At 44.6% G+C, this 16,932-nt stretch carries 14 protein-coding genes; 5 read left to right on the plus strand and 9 right to left on the minus strand.

Annotation, left to right across the window (positions count from 1 at the left end; all coding sequences use genetic code 11):
- The first annotated feature begins 57 nt into the window (after window positions 1–57).
- Both DYADSP32_RS15790 and DYADSP32_RS15795 read left to right on the plus strand, forming a co-directional pair.
- Window positions 58–1,650, plus strand: a complete 1,593-nt coding sequence (locus tag DYADSP32_RS15790; protein WP_414617814.1) for a M28 family peptidase — start codon at window positions 58–60, stop codon at window positions 1,648–1,650.
- Between the two features lie 86 nt (window positions 1,651–1,736).
- On the plus strand, window positions 1,737–2,597 hold the full coding sequence (locus tag DYADSP32_RS15795) for a TraB/GumN family protein (RefSeq protein WP_149241837.1): 861 nt from the start codon (window positions 1,737–1,739) through the stop codon (window positions 2,595–2,597).
- Window positions 2,598–2,623: 26 nt separating this feature from the next.
- Here the strand turns inward: DYADSP32_RS15795 and DYADSP32_RS15800 are convergent, their stop codons facing one another.
- Window positions 2,624–4,081, minus strand: a complete 1,458-nt coding sequence (locus DYADSP32_RS15800) for an NADH-quinone oxidoreductase subunit N (protein ID WP_149241836.1) — start codon at window positions 4,079–4,081, stop codon at window positions 2,624–2,626.
- Between the two features lie 145 nt (window positions 4,082–4,226).
- Here DYADSP32_RS15800 and DYADSP32_RS15805 point away from each other — a divergent pair, with 145 nt between their 5' ends.
- On the plus strand, window positions 4,227–4,880 hold the full coding sequence (locus tag DYADSP32_RS15805) for a hypothetical protein (RefSeq protein ID WP_149241835.1): 654 nt from the start codon (window positions 4,227–4,229) through the stop codon (window positions 4,878–4,880).
- Between the two features lie 44 nt (window positions 4,881–4,924).
- Here the strand turns inward: DYADSP32_RS15805 and DYADSP32_RS15810 are convergent, their stop codons facing one another.
- From DYADSP32_RS15810 to DYADSP32_RS15825, 4 genes are read right to left on the minus strand one after another with little or no spacing between them, the layout of a single operon-like run.
- Window positions 4,925–6,175 (minus strand): alkaline phosphatase family protein, encoded by a 1,251-nt coding sequence (locus DYADSP32_RS15810; protein ID WP_149241834.1) that lies wholly within the window; start codon window positions 6,173–6,175, stop codon window positions 4,925–4,927.
- Between the two features lie 45 nt (window positions 6,176–6,220).
- Entirely contained in the window at window positions 6,221–7,126 is a 906-nt protein-coding gene (locus DYADSP32_RS15815; RefSeq protein WP_414617815.1) for a metallophosphoesterase family protein, read from the minus strand.
- Window positions 7,127–7,138: 12 nt separating this feature from the next.
- A complete protein-coding gene (locus DYADSP32_RS15820) occupies window positions 7,139–8,926 on the minus strand; it encodes a RagB/SusD family nutrient uptake outer membrane protein (RefSeq protein WP_149241833.1) in 1,788 nt (595 codons plus the stop codon).
- 24 nt (window positions 8,927–8,950) lie between these two features.
- Window positions 8,951–12,199 carry a SusC/RagA family TonB-linked outer membrane protein gene (locus DYADSP32_RS15825; protein ID WP_414617816.1) on the minus strand — a complete coding sequence of 1,083 codons (3,249 nt, stop codon included), beginning with the start codon at window positions 12,197–12,199 and terminating at the stop codon, window positions 8,951–8,953.
- Window positions 12,200–12,407: 208 nt separating this feature from the next.
- Between DYADSP32_RS15825 and DYADSP32_RS15830 the strand changes: the two genes are divergently transcribed.
- A complete protein-coding gene (locus DYADSP32_RS15830) occupies window positions 12,408–13,040 on the plus strand; it encodes a TetR family transcriptional regulator (protein WP_149241832.1) in 633 nt (210 codons plus the stop codon).
- Here DYADSP32_RS15830 and DYADSP32_RS15835 read toward each other — a convergent pair.
- From DYADSP32_RS15835 to DYADSP32_RS15850, 4 genes are all read right to left on the minus strand, one after another.
- Entirely contained in the window at window positions 12,992–13,276 is a 285-nt protein-coding gene (locus tag DYADSP32_RS15835; protein WP_414617817.1) for a CBU_0592 family membrane protein, read from the minus strand. The two genes, DYADSP32_RS15830 and DYADSP32_RS15835, sit on opposite strands and share 49 nt — an antisense overlap.
- Window positions 13,277–13,320: 44 nt before the next feature.
- Window positions 13,321–13,791, minus strand: coding sequence for a hypothetical protein (locus DYADSP32_RS15840; protein ID WP_149241831.1), 471 nt, complete (start codon window positions 13,789–13,791; stop codon window positions 13,321–13,323).
- A 52-nt stretch (window positions 13,792–13,843) separates the two neighbouring features.
- On the minus strand, window positions 13,844–15,166 hold the full coding sequence (ffh, locus tag DYADSP32_RS15845; RefSeq protein WP_149241830.1) for a signal recognition particle protein: 1,323 nt from the start codon (window positions 15,164–15,166) through the stop codon (window positions 13,844–13,846).
- Between the two features lie 223 nt (window positions 15,167–15,389).
- Window positions 15,390–16,202 (minus strand): mechanosensitive ion channel domain-containing protein, encoded by an 813-nt coding sequence (locus DYADSP32_RS15850; protein ID WP_149241829.1) that lies wholly within the window; start codon window positions 16,200–16,202, stop codon window positions 15,390–15,392.
- Window positions 16,203–16,408: 206 nt separating this feature from the next.
- On the opposite strand from DYADSP32_RS15850, the gene DYADSP32_RS15855 reads away from it, so the two are divergent.
- Entirely contained in the window at window positions 16,409–16,930 is a 522-nt protein-coding gene (locus tag DYADSP32_RS15855) for a dihydrofolate reductase (RefSeq protein ID WP_149241828.1), read from the plus strand.
- Window positions 16,931–16,932 lie beyond the last annotated feature (2 nt).

The raw sequence follows: 16,932 nt of genomic DNA on the forward strand, positions 1-16,932 counted from the left end.
TTCGATATGATCATTTCCTTACTTTGTAAAAATTGCAGTTATTATTTCATTTACATCATGAACAAAAACCTACTCGCCGGCATACTTCTGGCTTTCAATACATTAACCTACGCGCAAGACATTTCCAGCAAGTATGCGGATAGCATAACGCCCGAAGATCTAAAAAAACACCTCACCATTATTGCCGCAGATAGCCTCGAAGGAAGGGATACCGGATCCAAGGGACAAAAGATGGCAGCAGCCTATGTCTCAAAATACTTTGAACAATACGGACTAAAGCCCATCGCCACTGCAGCCGACGGCTCCAGATCATTTCTACAAAAGTATAATCTGTACAAACGCACCTGGGGTGATGTATATGTGAAGATCAAAGGTCAGAAATATGCGTTCAACAAAGATTTTTATCTGAATGGATTGCTGGATGAGCCGGCAGAAATAGAAACATCCGTAGTATTTGCCGGCTACGGCATTGAAGACAAAACTTACAACGATTATGAAAACATCGACGTCAGGAAGAAGGCCATACTCATATTCGATGGTGAGCCCAAAACCGGTGCTGATGAATATGTTTTAAGCGGAACAAGCGAAAAATCGAAATGGAGCGGTCCCGTTTCATGGCGGGAGAAATCAAAACTTGCCCTGGAAAAAGGAGCAAACTATGTATTTATTATTTCTGACAAAGCGGGCAGTGAGTTCGACAAAGAAATAAGAACGCGGTCGGCCATGTCGAAACGGTTCAGCTCACCCACCTTGAAGGCCGTACAGGAAAATCCCAACAAAATCTCCTCTTTTGTGATCTCCTGGGAAATGGCCTCCCAGATGCTCGGCATCCCTGTAAGCAAGATTGAAAAAATGAGAAGAGATTTTGGTAAAAAATCCAAAAAATCTTCCATCGAAGTAAAGGGAGAAGTAGCTTTAAAAGCGGAAAGAAAAACGGAAACGATCGAAACGGAAAATGTGGCAGCGTTTATGGAAGGTACGGACAAAAAAGAAGAGGTTTTGGTCATCAGTGCACATCTGGACCACATTGGCATATCAGAGAATGGGGAGATCAATAATGGAGCCGATGACGACGGTTCCGGAACCGTTTCTTTGCTGGAACTTGCTCAGGCTTTCAGCCTGGCGAAAGCTGATGGAAATGGCCCCAGAAGAAGTATCCTTTTCCTCAATGTCACGGGTGAAGAAAAGGGACTATTCGGCTCGGAATACTACTCCGAGAACCCGCTGCTTCCATTGAAAAACACTATAGCCAATCTCAATATCGACATGATCGGACGAGTGGATGTTGCACATGAAAAAAACCACAAATATGTGTATCTGATTGGCGCTGACAAATTGTCTTCAGAACTTCACGCCATCAGCGAAGAAGCCAACAAAAAATTCATCAATTACGAATTGAATTACACTTTTAACGACCCCAAAGATCCCAACCGGTTCTACTACCGCTCGGATCACTACAATTTTGCAAAAATGGGAATTCCGGTCATTTTCTATTTCACAGGGGTTCACGAGGATTACCACCGACCTGGCGATGATGTAGAAAAGATTTTGTTCGACAAACAAGCCCCCATCGTGAAACTTGTATTTCATACGGCATGGGAATTGGTAAACAGAGCGCAGCGCATTGCGGTGGATAGTCATAAAGAATAACCAGGAACGGAGGAAGGATATAATGAAGAAATAGGGTTGTGGACCTAAGTTTGGTGCTGCAAGTGGGTTTGAATAGGAATCGCTACATGAAAAAAATCATTCTTTTTTTACTATTGACTGCTTCAAGTGTAGCTTTGAAAGCGCAGGCGCCTCTTGAGAAGTCACTACTCTGGGAAATTTCAGGACAAGGATTACCAAAACCGTCCTATCTTTTTGGTACCATACACCTGATATGCCCTGCCGACTTTTCATTAAGTGACTCATTGAAGATCGCATTGTCCAGAACGCAGCAAGTGGCCCTGGAAGTGGATATGGATGATCCGGGACTGATGGGCGCCATGACCAAAACCATGTTTATGGCGGATGGCAAAACACTCAAAGGAATTTTGCCGGCAAATGATTATGCCAGACTTCACAAATTTTACAAAGACTCTCTCGGTATGGACATCATCACTTTCGACCGGGCAAAACCGTTTGTGATGATGGGGCCACTTTTCAATACCGTGCTAAGTTGCCAGCCACAATCCTACGAAATGGAACTGATGGGCCTTGCCAGCAAACAAAAGTCGGAAGTAATAGGTCTGGAAACCATCGAAGAACAAATGGCCATTTTCGATTCCATTCCGTATGTGCAACAAGCCAAAATGCTGTTGGCGATGATTGATAGTCTGCCTAATGCCAAAACCGAGTTCAGGGAATTGGTGGACCTTTACAAAAAGCAGGACCTCCCCGCTTTGTACACACTGACCATGAAAAGTGAATTTGGCATGGATGGACAGGATGAGGTGCTGTTGTTCAAAAGAAATAATGCCTGGATCGGCAGGATATCTAAAATCATCAGGCAGAAACCGACGTTTATTGCCGTTGGCGCAGCGCACCTGGGTGGCGAAAGAGGTGTGATAGCCTTGCTCAGGCAACAGGGTTATCAGCTAAGACCCATTCGATGAGCGTGATCGACGTATTGGAATCAATATCAAAAGGTGGCAATCCAATGCATCAGCAAATCAGGATTAAAGAAGAGCAAGAGCACGACCAGTAAGAGCAGACCTGCTAAAAATTTGCCGGTGGTGCTGCCATTAGCCGCCACCGACATGCTGTTGGTATCTTTAAAAAACAACAAATAAGGCAATCTCAGATAATATGCCAGGGAAACAGCGGCATTCAAAATACCCCCTATCAGAAGCCACAGCATCCAGGAGGCACCCTGCTGATGATAGCTTTCCCACAGCGCTGAAAATATAAGCAGCTTGGAAGTAAAGCCAGCGGTCGGCGGCAAGCCGGCCAGTGCAACCATAATTACAGTCAATACCGCTGAAATCCAAACTTGCCGCTTCCCCAAACCCTCAAACGAAGATAGCACGGTGGCGACTCTGGGTTGTAACAGGTCGACAAGGAAAAACGCGGCCATATTGATGACCAAATAAACAGCGGTATAGAAAACAGCGGTTTCGAAACCAAAACGACTGTAAGAAACAACCCCTACCAATAAATACCCCGCCTGGGCAATGGAAGAATAGGCTAGAAGCCTTCGCGCGTTGGTCTGCCATAGTGCGGCAACATTCCCAAATGTGATACTGATCAACGCAATTCCCCCGAGTATAGGAAGGTATTGAGCGGGCATGACATTCGCGAGGCGCATCAGGATCAGAATTACGGCAGCCTTGGGGGCAACCGAAAGGAATGAAACAAGGGGAGTCGGCGCGGCTTCATACACATCTGGTGTCCATACGTGAAAGGGAACAAGAGATAGTTTGAAAAGCAAACCAGCCAAAGTAAGCACAATAGCGACTGCAATCACCGGCTCCGGATTGTTCAGCAGCCCGGTTGTCATTGCCTCGCTTGTTATATTCATAGTCCCGGTGAGTCCGTAAATCAGGGAAATACCATATAACATCACCGCCGAGCTGGCTGCACCAAAGAGAAGATACTTAATCCCTCCCTCCGCAGCCTTTTTATAGGGTGATATCGCTACCAGCAAATAAGAACTGATACTCACCAGCTCGAGCGACAAATAGATCGACAACAAATGCGTGGACATGGTCAGTAAATTGAGTCCAGCCACGGAGGCGATGAGCAAGGCATTGAATTCGGGCGGAAAATCGTATTTCAGAACGCGTACATGAATGAGCGTAAACATCCATGCAACCACGATCAGGATTTTGAAGAACACCGCTTGCTTGTCCAGAAACAGCAAGGGATGAAAGCGAAACGAGGGTTCACAGTTCCATTGCCCCATTACCAGGCATAAAGTCACAATACTTCCCAATAAAGCCAGATTCTGAAGCCAGCCCGACGCCCTTTGATAGCCGATCCTCTTTACAATGATTAACTCCGCAATGAGAAATACGCAAAAAAAGACTCCTAAAAAGATTTCAGGAACGATTCCACTAAGACTTTGGCGGATGTGCAGGAGCTGTTCGTTAATGTCCAATTATGCAGGTACAATTTTTTTGGCAAAAGTACATAAAGATGATAGGGAATCTAAGATAGGGAATCAATAAAGCTAAAATTGACTCATTTCGAGGTAACTTTTAGATCCTTTTCGTTATCTGCCAACAAAATAAATGAATTTAACCATGAAATATCCATTCCTCCTTTGTCTGCTAACCGGTTTCTTCTTCATTTCCAAAGTCAATGGACAAGACTCCACCGGACTGTCCGGAACATCCTACGTGGCCAGCGGCGAACCCGGACCCTATCTGTTCAATGAATGGTATTCGGGCACCATCCGCACCCAGGACGATAAGGTCCATGATGGCGTAAACCTGCGCTATGACCTAAAAAAAGACGAATTAGAGTATAAGCAAAATGAAGGTCTGTATCGGCTGTCACAAGGCGTTAAAGAATTCACTTTACCGACAGGAACAGACCTTTATATTTTCAAAAGTGGATTTCCGGCAATTGATGGGTATACCGGCAATAGCTTTTACCGCGTCCTGTATGATGGCAACACCAAACTTCTGAAAAAATATACTGGCCCAATACGTGTAGAAAAGGCGAGCCCTACCCGAGCCATGGATCCGGATTCAAAACTGTATATTTTTAAAAATGGCAAACTATCCCCAGTGAAGCTTAGTGATAAAAACAGCTTTCTGAAATTATTGAGTGAGGAACGGAATAAAATGCTGTACACCATTAAGGAACAGCAACTGGAATTTGGCGCTGAAGATGATCTGATCAGTCTTCTTGAAGAGTATGATTCGTTTAAGGCAGGGCGGGGAGGTAACTAGTCAAAGGCATCCCGGATTTAAAACCCGGGATGCCTGCGTAAAACTTATTCAACAACCCATCGGTTGGTCGTGTTATATTTCCCTTCCAGTACAATCTTGAAAAATTTTGAGGGGTATTTTGTGATATCGATCTGAGTCTTTTGATCCCCCACAGCAACCTCACCTGCCAGATAATACAAATCCTGTCCACCTTTTTCGAAGTGGTTTGTCTTCGCCAGCCATATCTTCACTTTTCCTTCCTTTTCCGGTGATATCCATGTAAGATTCAGCTTGCCCCCATCTTTTTTTGCCATCAGATTCGTCACGGAAAGTTTTCCTGTAAGAGGCACACCATCCACCTCAAAGGCCTGTGCTTTTGGAATGGTTATATCCAGATGACGTGCCATCGTGGGCATGATATCCACAACAGCTGGTAAGGTTGCCTGCTCGTTTACCCGGGATTTGAAAACGCCATTCAGATTTTTTGCATTTGTTACGATCCATGTGCTTCTTTCTCTGTCCGATTGTCCGCCATGCCCTTTGCCTGTTTTTGCATCGCGGCCATGATCCGTTGTGATAAACAGCTGCCAGTCTTCATTGAAATTCTTCTCTCTCAATTGTATCGATTTCCAAAGGCGGCCCATTTGCGCATCCATCAGCTCAACAGCATGATGAAACTTTTCACTGTCTCCATACCGATGCCCCATGTCATCGGTATATTCCAGATACACCCAGGATAAGTCGGGACCGTAATCGGCAATGTAGGCAGATGCTTCGGCAACTACCTTCTCGTCGATGTGATGCATGTAGAGCTTTTCCTTATCATGTGGATAATTGACGGTATCCCGCTCGAGGCCATCAAAAAAATAGTCGGTCCTGAACTTATTCGTCTGCGGCAAACCATCGCCCACCAGTTTGGTCCGGTTATCCAACCAGGAGGAAAACACGGCCGTCTGTTTATGCGGATATTGATCTTTTAAAAACCTGAATATGGTCCAGTAGCTGTAATTAGGATCTTTGATGTCATTATCCCATACGTTATGCTTATTTACCCAAGTTCCGGTAAGGAGGCTGTTATAACCCACCGCCGATATGGTAGGTGTCTGTGAATAGCCTCCTTTTTCACCGCCGACATAAGCCCTGGAGTATCCGCCTGCTTTGGCAATGGCATCAAGGTTGGGCGTTTTAACCTTTTCCTTTGTGTCTGCCGATATACCGTCCACGATCACAAACAGTACTTTTTTTTGTTTGCTCTGCGCCTGGGCCGTGTAACAGCCTGTACTTAACAGGACCAGTAGTAAAAAAATATTTTTCATTCGATTTAAGATTATAAGTCAACAAGCAATTCACTTCTCGCCAGTTCAGTATTGATGTGGAAAATAAGTATTTGTTACGGTACCATCTGCGAAAAGCTTTAAAATGGCATAACCCGGAGGTGTCTCCTGATAGAAATACGGCCCGGCAGATTCCGCGTCACCTTTCTCCCACCAAAAACCACTCATAGCACCATTACAGCAATACTTTACACCATTGTATTCCGTGGCATCCAGAAGGTGCTGATGCCCGCTAAGGCAAATCCGGACTTTATCTTTGTGTTTATAAAAGAGCGATTTGAGTGCTTTGAAGTCCGAATGCCCTCCCCCCACAAGTATGGGGGTGGCTCCGAATATAGGGAAATGCGACATAAGTAAAACGGGACTATTTTTCGGAAGATTATTGAGCTCCGCCGACAACCATGCGAACTGTTCTTCATCCAGAGATACATTCTTGTTATTGCCATCAAGGATTATGAATTTCCAGCCTGCCCGTGAAAAGCTGTAATACCGGTTCGGTATGGAAAGCCGTTTCACCACATAAGGCTTCCCATACATTTCGTCCGTTTTGTCGGGAGCAGCCCACCAGGGATCATGATTACCAATGCAGCTGTGAACCTGATAGCCGGAGATACTTTTCATACAATCATCCCAAACGGACCATTGTTCAAGCATTTTCTCACGCGTAACGTCCTTATAGTCTGCTGCATGAATGGAATCTCCCCCATTGAGGAAAAAATCCACTTTGTGATTTCTGATTTCGTTCAGGCATTTTTTGAACCTTTCGGGTGCATTGTCGCCGTTTCGGATATGGACATCGGTGATATGGGCTATGGTTAAGACGGGCTTCTGCCTACCCTGTGTTACTGTTGCGGAAATAACCGGAGCCGCCGTAACGGCTCCGGTTATTTTCCCTGCATTTTTAATCCAGTTTCTTCTGTTCATTAATTTCATTTGCGATTTGTGTTACCAGCCAAAAACCTGTTTCAGATTGGGATTCAAAAGAATCTGTTGTTGCGGAACAGGGCGGTAATAATATTTTGGATCTTCAAATTTCCTTACTGCGGTTTCGGTTACCAGTGTACCGCCTGCATGTCCATTTTTCATGTATACGGTCACCTCCTCACCAAAAGCACCTGCTTTATAATAAATAAGCGTTACCCCCAATGAATTTTTCAACTTTTGCGCTTCTGTGGGAATAGATGCGCTTTTATCTATCAGAATTATATCTTCAACACCATCCCCGGTCAGATCATATTTACCAAGACCGGAAAAATACATGCCCTCCGGAATATTGGTCAGCAATTTACCCGACTTCCACCGCATAAGATCGTCATATCGGGAATTTTCGAAGGCCAGCTCAACTCTGCGCTCCCGACGTATTTCCAATATCACCCCCGTGTTGGTTCCAGATACATTAGAGAACTTTTGTGCTTGGATCGCATCCGGATCGGCATTGGCAGCGACCAGATTAAGGTCGGGCAAACCAGCCCGCTTTCTTAACAAATTTACTGTCTGATCCAGGTGTGCCTGAGTTATTGTCCCCAGTTCGGCCAGTGCTTCAGCGTAAATAAGCAGCGCCTCTGCATAGCGGTAAACGGGGAAGTCTACTCCGTTGATAACTGTTTCAACGTTACTGTTGACATATCCCTTTAACTGATGATATCCCGTAAAGTTTTTGTTCAGTTTTTGAATGTATGGTAGCGTCTCAGGCTGCCGGATCCAACCTGGATAAACCATCGTTTGGGAAAGGCGCGGATCGCGGTTCTCAAATTCTTTCACAAATCCTAATTGCTGATAGCCGGTTATATCCGTGAAGCGGCTTCCATCTTTCATCAGGTAAGTTTGAATAAGATCCCGGGCCGGCGACTGCTCGTATTCACCAAATGTGACTGTATTCACATTCTGACTCCTGTTTTTAGCCTGATCAAAAACGTTGGTTAATATCACTTCAGTATTTCCCAGCAAATCCTGACTATTGAAAAGGGTGGAATAGTCCTGCGCTGGCTTTCCGGTGTTGTAAATCGAAAACTTCCCTGACGATCTTATTTCCCCGGCGACGGCCGCCGCTTTTTCGAGAAATTTGTTCGCTGAACTTTGCAAGTTCAATTCCGTATGGTATTTGCGATAAGTTCCTTCGTATAATGCTATTTTGGCATAAAGCATTTTTGCCGCCCATTTTCCCGGCGTGCCGGCTGGTACTTTTTCGCGAATATGATTGGAAGCGAACTCAAGATCAGCCATGATACTATCCACTACCATTGCACGGGAGTCTTGTGTTTTATACAACTCTTCATCCCCCGGATTCAACGGTTTCGAAAACCAGGGAACATCAGAAAACCTTTTAACCTTTCCCATGTAAAATTCGGCCCTGTAATATTTGGCCAGACCGGCATAATGATTTTTTACATCAGCAGACACCGCGGCTTTCTGAAAATTGTTCAAAAAGTAATTAATGTTTCTTAGCCGGCTCCAATCCCAACCCGTAGTTATATTCTCAGCAGAAGCGGATCCTATCATGATGGTCTTCATCTCCACAGCACCCGTCGTTGCGGCATTATCCGTACTTTGATCATTAAGATAGGAGCCACGATCGGGAAGTGAAAGCAGACCGTTTATGTATAATGACAGATCCTCTTCGGTATTAAAAAACAATTCCGGTGAAATTTCAGTCTGCGGAAAGCGATTGAGATCCTCACATGCCGATAAACCGACCAGAAGTCCCAGAATAAGAATGATTGAATATTTTCTCATGATGTAAATATTTAGATTTTAGGATCAAAATTCAACGTTAAGCCCAACAGCCATCTTTCTCTGGAAAGGATAGGTCCAGGCTGATGGCCCGGCATTAACTGCTTCCGGATCAATGAATTTTTTGATCTTCGATAATTCGAATATATTTTCTCCTGTTACAAAAATCCTGAACCGCTGAATCTTGGCTTTTCTCGTGAGTGATGACGGCAATGAATAACCCAACGTGATATTTTTCACCCGCAGATAAGCTCCGGTAAGAAGATATTTTGTTTGCGGAAGATCCAGACCTTTTCCCTCATTGGCATCTGCAAGCCATGATTGCATGATCGGATACTGGGGATTTAAATTGGCGTCTGCCAGGCCGGCGGCAATGTAGGATGCGGAATGTTTCGCTCTGTCCTGTTCCGAATCAGCAGTTGCCCTATAGAAGTCAAGATGCCATGGGTAAACGTTCGCGTAAGGCTGCTGATAAGGCCCCCAGAACAAATAATGATGCGGATAATAATCTCCTTTGAGAACTCCCTGAAGGAATACAGAGGCATCAAATCCATTCCAATCTGCGCTTAGATTCAAGCCGATTCGATAACGCTGGGTACTGTTACCAATTATTTTCAGGTCTTTGGGGTTTTTCGACGAGAGGCCCTTTTCAATTTTTCCATCCCCATTCAAATCCTTGTATTTCGGCCAGCCTGGCTTGATAGCGAGTGCACCCCAGGGAATAATTGCGGTTTGATCCAGTTCTGCGATTTCCTTTTCGTCTTTAAAGAATCCATCACTTTCCAATCCCCAGATTTCACCCAAGTCCTGCCCTTCCCGATATTTTGTAAATAAACCCTGGTCGTTTTTAAATCTGGTGATCTTTGACTTGGAATCGGAAAGAACCAGTTTTGCTTCGAATGACAACGGTTTTGCACCAACTGAATAGGAATCGTGGTATGCCAGCGACATTTCCCACCCCTTTGTTCTCAGATCAGCAGCATTTTGAGAAGGCGGAGAGGTTCCCAATACGCCAGGCAATTCTTCTCCGGCAGTTAACATTCCGGTTGTATTTCTAATGTAGTAATCGTAGGCCAGCAGAATCTTATTTTTGAAGACCCCCACATCTCCGCCAAAATTCAGTGTTGAAACCCGCTCCCAGGTATAGGTATTTGGGTCAATCCGCAAAGAGGGAGCACCGGTAATAATTCTCCGCTGCGTACCGTCGATCAGATAATTTGAAAGTCCTGTCGGCAGTGTTTGCAGATATCCAAAGTTGCTCACATTTTGATTTCCCAGGTCTCCATAGGAGGCTCTTAATTTAAGCGTTGAAACCGTTGGATTGAGGAAAGCCAGAAAATCTTCCGCACTGGCAATCCAGGCTGCTGAAACAGACGGGAAAAAGCCCCAGCGGCGCAAACCTGGAAAACGGGAAGAGCCATCTTCTCTGCCGTTGAACTCTAATATATACCGGTCATTAAGCGTGTAGTTAAGACGACCAAAAAAGCTTCTCGTAGCATAGGCGCTGTATGACGATGATATCTTCATCTCGCCTGTAGTTAACCCAATATACGGCAATGAAGAGGAAATGAGTAAATCACGTTGCGCTGTAACCGTACTGTATGAATAACTTTCCTCGTTATAGCCGCCCAGGACACTAATCGCATGCATCCCGAAGTCTTTCCGGTAATTGGCGTAAAGGTTGAATACGTTGTTTTTAATATCCCCCTTATTCTCCATCACGTACCCGTTTCCACCTTCTTCACGGATATCGGCAGGGCCGTAGCCAATCTTGTATTTTCTTGAATTGCCACTGTAGTTCCACATTTCTTTTTTGAAACTTGCGTCTCCATTGATCTGAAGATCACCTTTGAAGAAAGTGGCCACTCCACTCATGATATTTTGTAATCCGAACATATTTTCCTGATTATTCCCTCCGTCGACAAGTTGGGCTGCAAGTTTTCCGGCCGCTGTGTTAGCCCATGTGCCATCCGGATTCTGCGCTACATCGGTAGGTTTAAGATAATATAGATCCGTAATATTGGCCCGAGGTGTTGCCTTTTTGGTTTGGTAAACAGACAGGTTATTATCTATTTTCAGCCATTTAACCGGAGAAAAATCAACGCGGGCTTTCAATCCATAACGATCCCAATAATCGGGGGCCAACTTATTCAAACCGTTCTCCTTGGTATAGTCTGCAGACAAATAATATCCAAGAGGCGCCTCATTCACTTTTGCACCTCCGCTAAAGGTAAGACTGTGTTTCTGGGAGAAGCCTGACTTATTGAAGAAGTAATCATACCAATCGCTGTTTCCCATATAAGCCCACTTTGTGGGATCCGACGGGTCAAGGCGTGTGTTGGATAGAGCAGGATTATCAGAACGCTCTTTTGCCCACTTATAATATTCATCTGAATAGTTCACATAATCCCAGGGCGTATTATCCGTTGATGTTTCCAACACTCTTGAAAATATATATGGATCGGTTACTGGCCTGGGCAATACCGTGGGTCGTCCCCAGGATACGTAACTGTTATAACTAACCGACTGACGCCCGGCACTTCCTTGCTTGGTGGTAATCAGGATGACTCCAAAAGCAGCCCTGGCTCCATAAATGGCTGCCGATGCCGCATCACGCAATACCGTGAAAGAAGCAATATCTGCAGGGTTAAGCCGAAGCATGTCATAGCTATCGGATGCCGGGATACCATCGATGACAATAAGCGGTGAGCCTCCATTAATAGATGTATACCCTCTGACGTTAATAGCAGGCACCGTGCCGGGTGCGCCGCTACCATAGGTAATGTTCAGCCCGGGACTGATTCCCTGGAGCCCCTGCATCACATTCGCAATGGGGCGTGCTTCCAGCTGCTTGCCGGATATCTGATCCACGGCACCGGCAATGTTGATCTTCTTTTGGGTTCCAAACCCAACCACAATGGTTTCTTCCAGATTGTTGGGATCCTCTTCCAGGCTTACTGTGAGCTGCTTTTGCCCATTCACCGTTACCTCGGTTCTTTTATAGCCGATGTATGAAAAGATCAGCACTGCATTGGAAGGCAACTCGGTCATTTGAAAATTACCCTGACTGTCGGTGTTCGCACCTCGCTGGGTGCCTTTTAACAAAATACTTACTCCTGGCAAACCGGCTTGGTTTGCAGCATCGATGACAGTTCCTGAAACAGAACTGCTCTGCCCGTACGCACTTCCCGAACGTACAGCCATTAAAATAATCCCTGACAGAAAGAGCAAAACAGCCCTTTTTGAGACAGAATAGGCTCGTAATTTTTGAAACATAATGTTAAGAGTTTTAGGTTGTGAAATTATTACCTAACAAGAATCCAAATATTCTGCTTTTTAAATAGCTAAGGATTAAGCCATTGTTAAGAAATTGTAAACATATATTAATTGAACGTTCATTCAAAATAAAAGTAAAATTTAAACAGCATTTTTTAATAAAAATCTCATAACTTGTCATGACGTAACTAAACCAACGCTGGAGAAGATGGGACGGAAGAGCCTCAAGGAAACCCGACAAAAGGAGATCATCAAAGTGTTTTACAAACTGGCCAAGAAGGAAGGCCTCGAAAACACTTCAATTGCCAAAATCGCCAAGGAGATGGACATCAATCCAAGTCTGATTATTCACTATTTCCAGACCCGGGAAGATCTTACATATGGCTTGATTGACTATATACTGGACAAATATCAGTTGATTTACAAGGTAAGCCCCAAAAAGCCTGTTGACTCCAGAACGGCGCTTATCGCAATCATTAACAATATCTTTTCAAAAAAGTGGAACTCCCTTTTCGACGACGGGCTATTTTACAGTTGCTATTCATTGGCTTTCAGGGAACCCAAAATAGCAGATATGTACAAAAAGTTACTGGATTCGCTGCGGCTGAGCCTGAGAGGGCATATCGAACAGTGCAGGATTGAAGGACATTTGGCTATTGAAGATTCCGATGAGATTTCGGACAATATTTTTGTTCTGGTAGACGGGGCATATTTTTATCTGAGCCTTGTCAAGGAAAAAGCCGAATACGAGAAAAAGCTCAGCAAATACAGAGCGCAAGCCATGGAGATGCTTCAATTATCCGAAGCCTCGGCTTTGATGGCACCAGACTTTGCGGCATAGCACCGGCTAATTATTGCAATAATTCCTATCGCTAACCACAGGACGTTTACGACCAGATTGGGTTTATCCCCAAAATAGGCCGAGTCCATAATAAGCCCGCTCGCGCCAAGTATATTCAGGATATGAAAAAGGTAGCTATTTGCCTTGAGGAAGCCAATGGTCAACAACAAATAGGCCAAAACATAAAAAATTACGCCCAGCCAGCCAATCACTTCAATCACCAGTTTGCTATCCATAGGTGGAGAAATAAGAAAAGGAATCCAACTACTCTCCGGAGTTTTTACTCCTTCTTTTTCTTTGAAAAAAGATACACCAGCCCAAAATGACTTTTTAAAACCCCGCTGGCAAACTCATTTTTAACATATGGATTCAATTCCAGCGCCAATTGAATATTCCTGTTCTGCGGAATCGGGGCTATCCGAACACCCACATTCAACGAATATCCGTCAATTGTGATAATATCTGCGTTGGCATCGGCTATCCGGTACAAGGGATTGAGACGCAGACCGCCTCCGATATACCACTGGACCACCTCACCACGTTTCAGATTGACCATCGGAAGAATATCCACGCTCAGGCTGCTGAACAGCGAGTTGGTCTGAAACCGGGTATCCAGCCATACCGCCTTCTTAGAGTTGGTACTGATGGATAACAAACTGCTCCATGGGTAGTAACCCACAGAGGCCTGAGCAAAAATCAAACCTTTGGCAGCTATAAAAAAAACAAAGGTCAGCAGAAAAATACGCTTCATGAAGTTATACTTTTGGATACCGGATCCAATTGGGTTTACCCGATCGGCGTAATTATCTTTTTAGCGCCTTGCCCAGCTTTCCAGCTGCCTGCATGGTATTCATTTTTTTCATCATTTTACGCATATCATCAAACTGTTTGATGAGGTTGTTTACCTGCAAAATAGATGTACCACTCCCGTTGGCAATTCTTTTCTTTCTGCTTCCATCAATCATATCAGGATTTTCTCTCTCTTTTTTAGTCATCGACTGGATGATCGCCTCGATCGGCTTGAAAGACTCGTTGGAAATGTCCACATCTTTCATCGCACTGCCCATACCAGGAATCATGCCAATCAAATCTTTCACATTTCCCATTTTTTTGATTTGCTGCAACTGGCCCAGAAAGTCGTCAAAATCAAATTTATTCTGACGCATTTTGGCATTGATCCGCTTGGCTTCATCTTCATCAAACGCCTGCTGGGCACGTTCGACCAGAGATATCACGTCACCCATTCCCAAAATCCGGCTCGCCATACGATCCGGATAGAAAGAATCAAGCGCCTCCATTTTTTCGCCTGTACTGATGTACTTGATCGGCTTGTCTACGATCTGGCGAATGGAAAGCGCAGCTCCACCTCGGGCGTCACCATCCAGCTTGGTTAAGACAACTCCGTCAAAATTCAGGCGTTCGTTAAATGTTTTGGCCGTATTTACTGCATCCTGCCCTGTCATGGAGTCTACCACAAAAAGAATCTCGGATGGATTGATTGCAGATTTTATATCCGCAACCTCCTGCATCATCACCTCATCTACCGCCAAACGACCCGCAGTATCGACAATTACAATCTTTTTACCCGTCTTCCTCGCATGTGCAATGGCATTTTGGGCAATGCTGACAGGGTTTTTATTCTCAATTTCTGAATATACTTCTACACCAACCTGCTCCCCAAGCACTTTAAGCTGATCAATCGCCGCAGGGCGGTACACATCACAGGCGGTTAATAAAACCTGTCGGCCTTGCTTTTTTAATAGGTAGGCAAGCTTCCCGGTGAAAGTCGTCTTACCAGATCCCTGAAGACCCGCAATCAAAATAACGGCAGGATCTCCTTTAATATTAATTCCCTCAGCCTTGCCGCCCATCAGTTCGGTAAGCTCTTCCTGAACGATCTTGACAAACATCTGCCCAGGTTCCACCGAAATCAGTATTTTCCGATCCAGGGCCTTCTCTCTGATTCTGTCGGTAATTTCTTTTGCAACCTTAAAGTTCACGTCGGCATCTACGAGTGCTTTACGTACTTCCTTGGTTGTTGCAGCAACATTTATATCTGAAATACGGTCTTTCCCCTTTAAAGTGCGAAAGGCGTTATTAAGTTTATCCTGTAAGTTTTCAAACATGGAATTGTAATGTGTTATCCGGAACCTGAACTGAAATAATTCACAAAGGTATAAATACGGAACGGATTTTCGATTCAGGATTCTGTGGAGTATTCCTACTCCGGTATCATTCTCTATCAAAAGCGATCATAATTTGGAGTTTTGAGTCGATCTTTGATACGGTTCGCCCAAAAAAGCACGAGAACTATTCAGTCCCGTGCTTTTTTTATCTGCGTAATTGCAACTATTGCTTCAAAGCAACTGTCAAAGGTGCTGCAAGTGGCGCCTGAATACCATCAACGGCAAACTGACGGCTGACGCCTTCCTGCACATAGTAGTAAGTGTCCCAATAATTGGCACTTGGCGTCCATACCCGTACATCGAAGAATATTGCGTTTTCATTGATCTTATTCACGAGAAGGTCGTGCTCAATATTTTTAAGCGCGGTTGGGCAACTGTCGGTAACGGTTTTTATTGAAGCTCTGATAGCATCCACGCCATTCTGATTTCCTGCAGCAAAGGTCATGTCAACACGAATTTTACCCTTGCCAGAAATGTTAACGATCGGAGATGTTGATAGAGACCCATTGGGTAAAATAATGGTTTTGTTGTCCGGTGTCACCATAATTGTATTAAATATCTGGACCCCTTCCACCACGCCGGTAAAACCCTGGGCAGTAATGAGGTCACCGACCCGGTATGGTTTGAATATCAATATCAAAACTCCGCCTGCAAAATTAGCCAGACTTCCCTGCAAAGCCAGGCCGATGGCGAGGCCTGCGGCACCGAGCACCGCAACGAAAGATGAAGTTTGGATCCCCAGAATCCCGGCAATACTCAAAAGCAGCATGACATTGAGCAACACGACCATCAAGGAGTTCAAAAAAGGCTGAACATCTCTGTCTACCTGCTTTTTATCCATCATACGCCCCACCGCTGTACTTACTTTTCCAATCAGCATGCGACCAATGATGAGTGCCACCACGGCCAAAAGTATCTTGCCACCATATTCCGTAACAGCAGCGAAAATTTGTGCTTTAATCAATTCGAATTCCATAAATTCCCAAGGATTTTAGATTAATTGTCGGGTTTAAGACTAAGTGGTGTGTGCAAGGTCACGTGGATAGGAAGAAATTAGCTCTGAGTGACTGAAATACAGTATTCCCCTCTTACCTGGATCCTATTCCAATCCATTCACCAGATACCTATACTGTGCAACCAAACTTCATTCAATTAACTTTGTAAAAATCTCACTACCAGATCATGAATAAAAAAACCACCAAACCCGATTTGTATATCATTGCAGCAATGAGCGAAAACAGGGTCATTGGCAACGACAGTCATTTGCCCTGGCATCTTCCCGATGAATGGGAAAACTTTAAAAAGATAACAAATGGAAAGCCCTTCCTGATGGGAAGAAAAAGTTATGAGGCCCCTGACGCCCTGCACTCCTCGTATCGTAATGTGGTACTTACCAAAACGGCAAACAGCTCCGGGGCCCGTTTGGAATATGCCATCGATTTAAATGAAGGTCTTGCGTTACTTCATGACGAAAATGAAGTATTCATTCTCGGAGGAGCATCCGTTTTTGAACAAACTTTACCACTTGTTGATAAATTGTATCTCACTGTGGTACACACCCATCTGGAGGGCGATGCCTTTTTTCCGGCAATCAGCCTGCACGACTGGGAACTAATCTCTTCCGAATACCATGGCATTGATGCCAATCACGCATTTGCATTTTCGATGAATCTGTATGAAAGGAAGCAATCAGATTCAGCATAACA

The organism is Dyadobacter sp. 32 (assembly GCF_902506755.1).
Classification (GTDB): domain Bacteria; phylum Bacteroidota; class Bacteroidia; order Cytophagales; family Spirosomataceae; genus Dyadobacter.

Bases quoted from the DNA above. Each gene is read 5' to 3' on its own strand.
- DYADSP32_RS15795 (WP_149241837.1), top strand. From the start codon at position 1,737: ATGAAAAAAATCATTCTTTTTTTACTATTGACTGCTTCAAGTGTAGCT.
- DYADSP32_RS15830 (WP_149241832.1), top strand. From the start codon at position 12,408: ATGGGACGGAAGAGCCTCAAGGAAACCCGACAAAAGGAGATCATCAAA.
- DYADSP32_RS15810 (WP_149241834.1), bottom strand. From the start codon at position 6,175: ATGAAAAATATTTTTTTACTACTGGTCCTGTTAAGTACAGGCTGTTAC.
- DYADSP32_RS15805 (WP_149241835.1), top strand. From the start codon at position 4,227: ATGAAATATCCATTCCTCCTTTGTCTGCTAACCGGTTTCTTCTTCATT.
- DYADSP32_RS15835 (WP_414617817.1), bottom strand. From the start codon at position 13,276: ATGGATAGCAAACTGGTGATTGAAGTGATTGGCTGGCTGGGCGTAATT.
- DYADSP32_RS15790 (WP_414617814.1), top strand. From the start codon at position 58: ATGAACAAAAACCTACTCGCCGGCATACTTCTGGCTTTCAATACATTA.
- DYADSP32_RS15815 (WP_414617815.1), bottom strand. From the start codon at position 7,126: ATGAAATTAATGAACAGAAGAAACTGGATTAAAAATGCAGGGAAAATA.
- DYADSP32_RS15855 (WP_149241828.1), top strand. From the start codon at position 16,409: ATGAATAAAAAAACCACCAAACCCGATTTGTATATCATTGCAGCAATG.
- DYADSP32_RS15850 (WP_149241829.1), bottom strand. From the start codon at position 16,202: ATGGAATTCGAATTGATTAAAGCACAAATTTTCGCTGCTGTTACGGAA.
- DYADSP32_RS15840 (WP_149241831.1), bottom strand. From the start codon at position 13,791: ATGAAGCGTATTTTTCTGCTGACCTTTGTTTTTTTTATAGCTGCCAAA.
- DYADSP32_RS15820 (WP_149241833.1), bottom strand. From the start codon at position 8,926: ATGAGAAAATATTCAATCATTCTTATTCTGGGACTTCTGGTCGGTTTA.
- DYADSP32_RS15825 (WP_414617816.1), bottom strand. From the start codon at position 12,199: ATGTTTCAAAAATTACGAGCCTATTCTGTCTCAAAAAGGGCTGTTTTG.
- ffh (WP_149241830.1), bottom strand. From the start codon at position 15,166: ATGTTTGAAAACTTACAGGATAAACTTAATAACGCCTTTCGCACTTTA.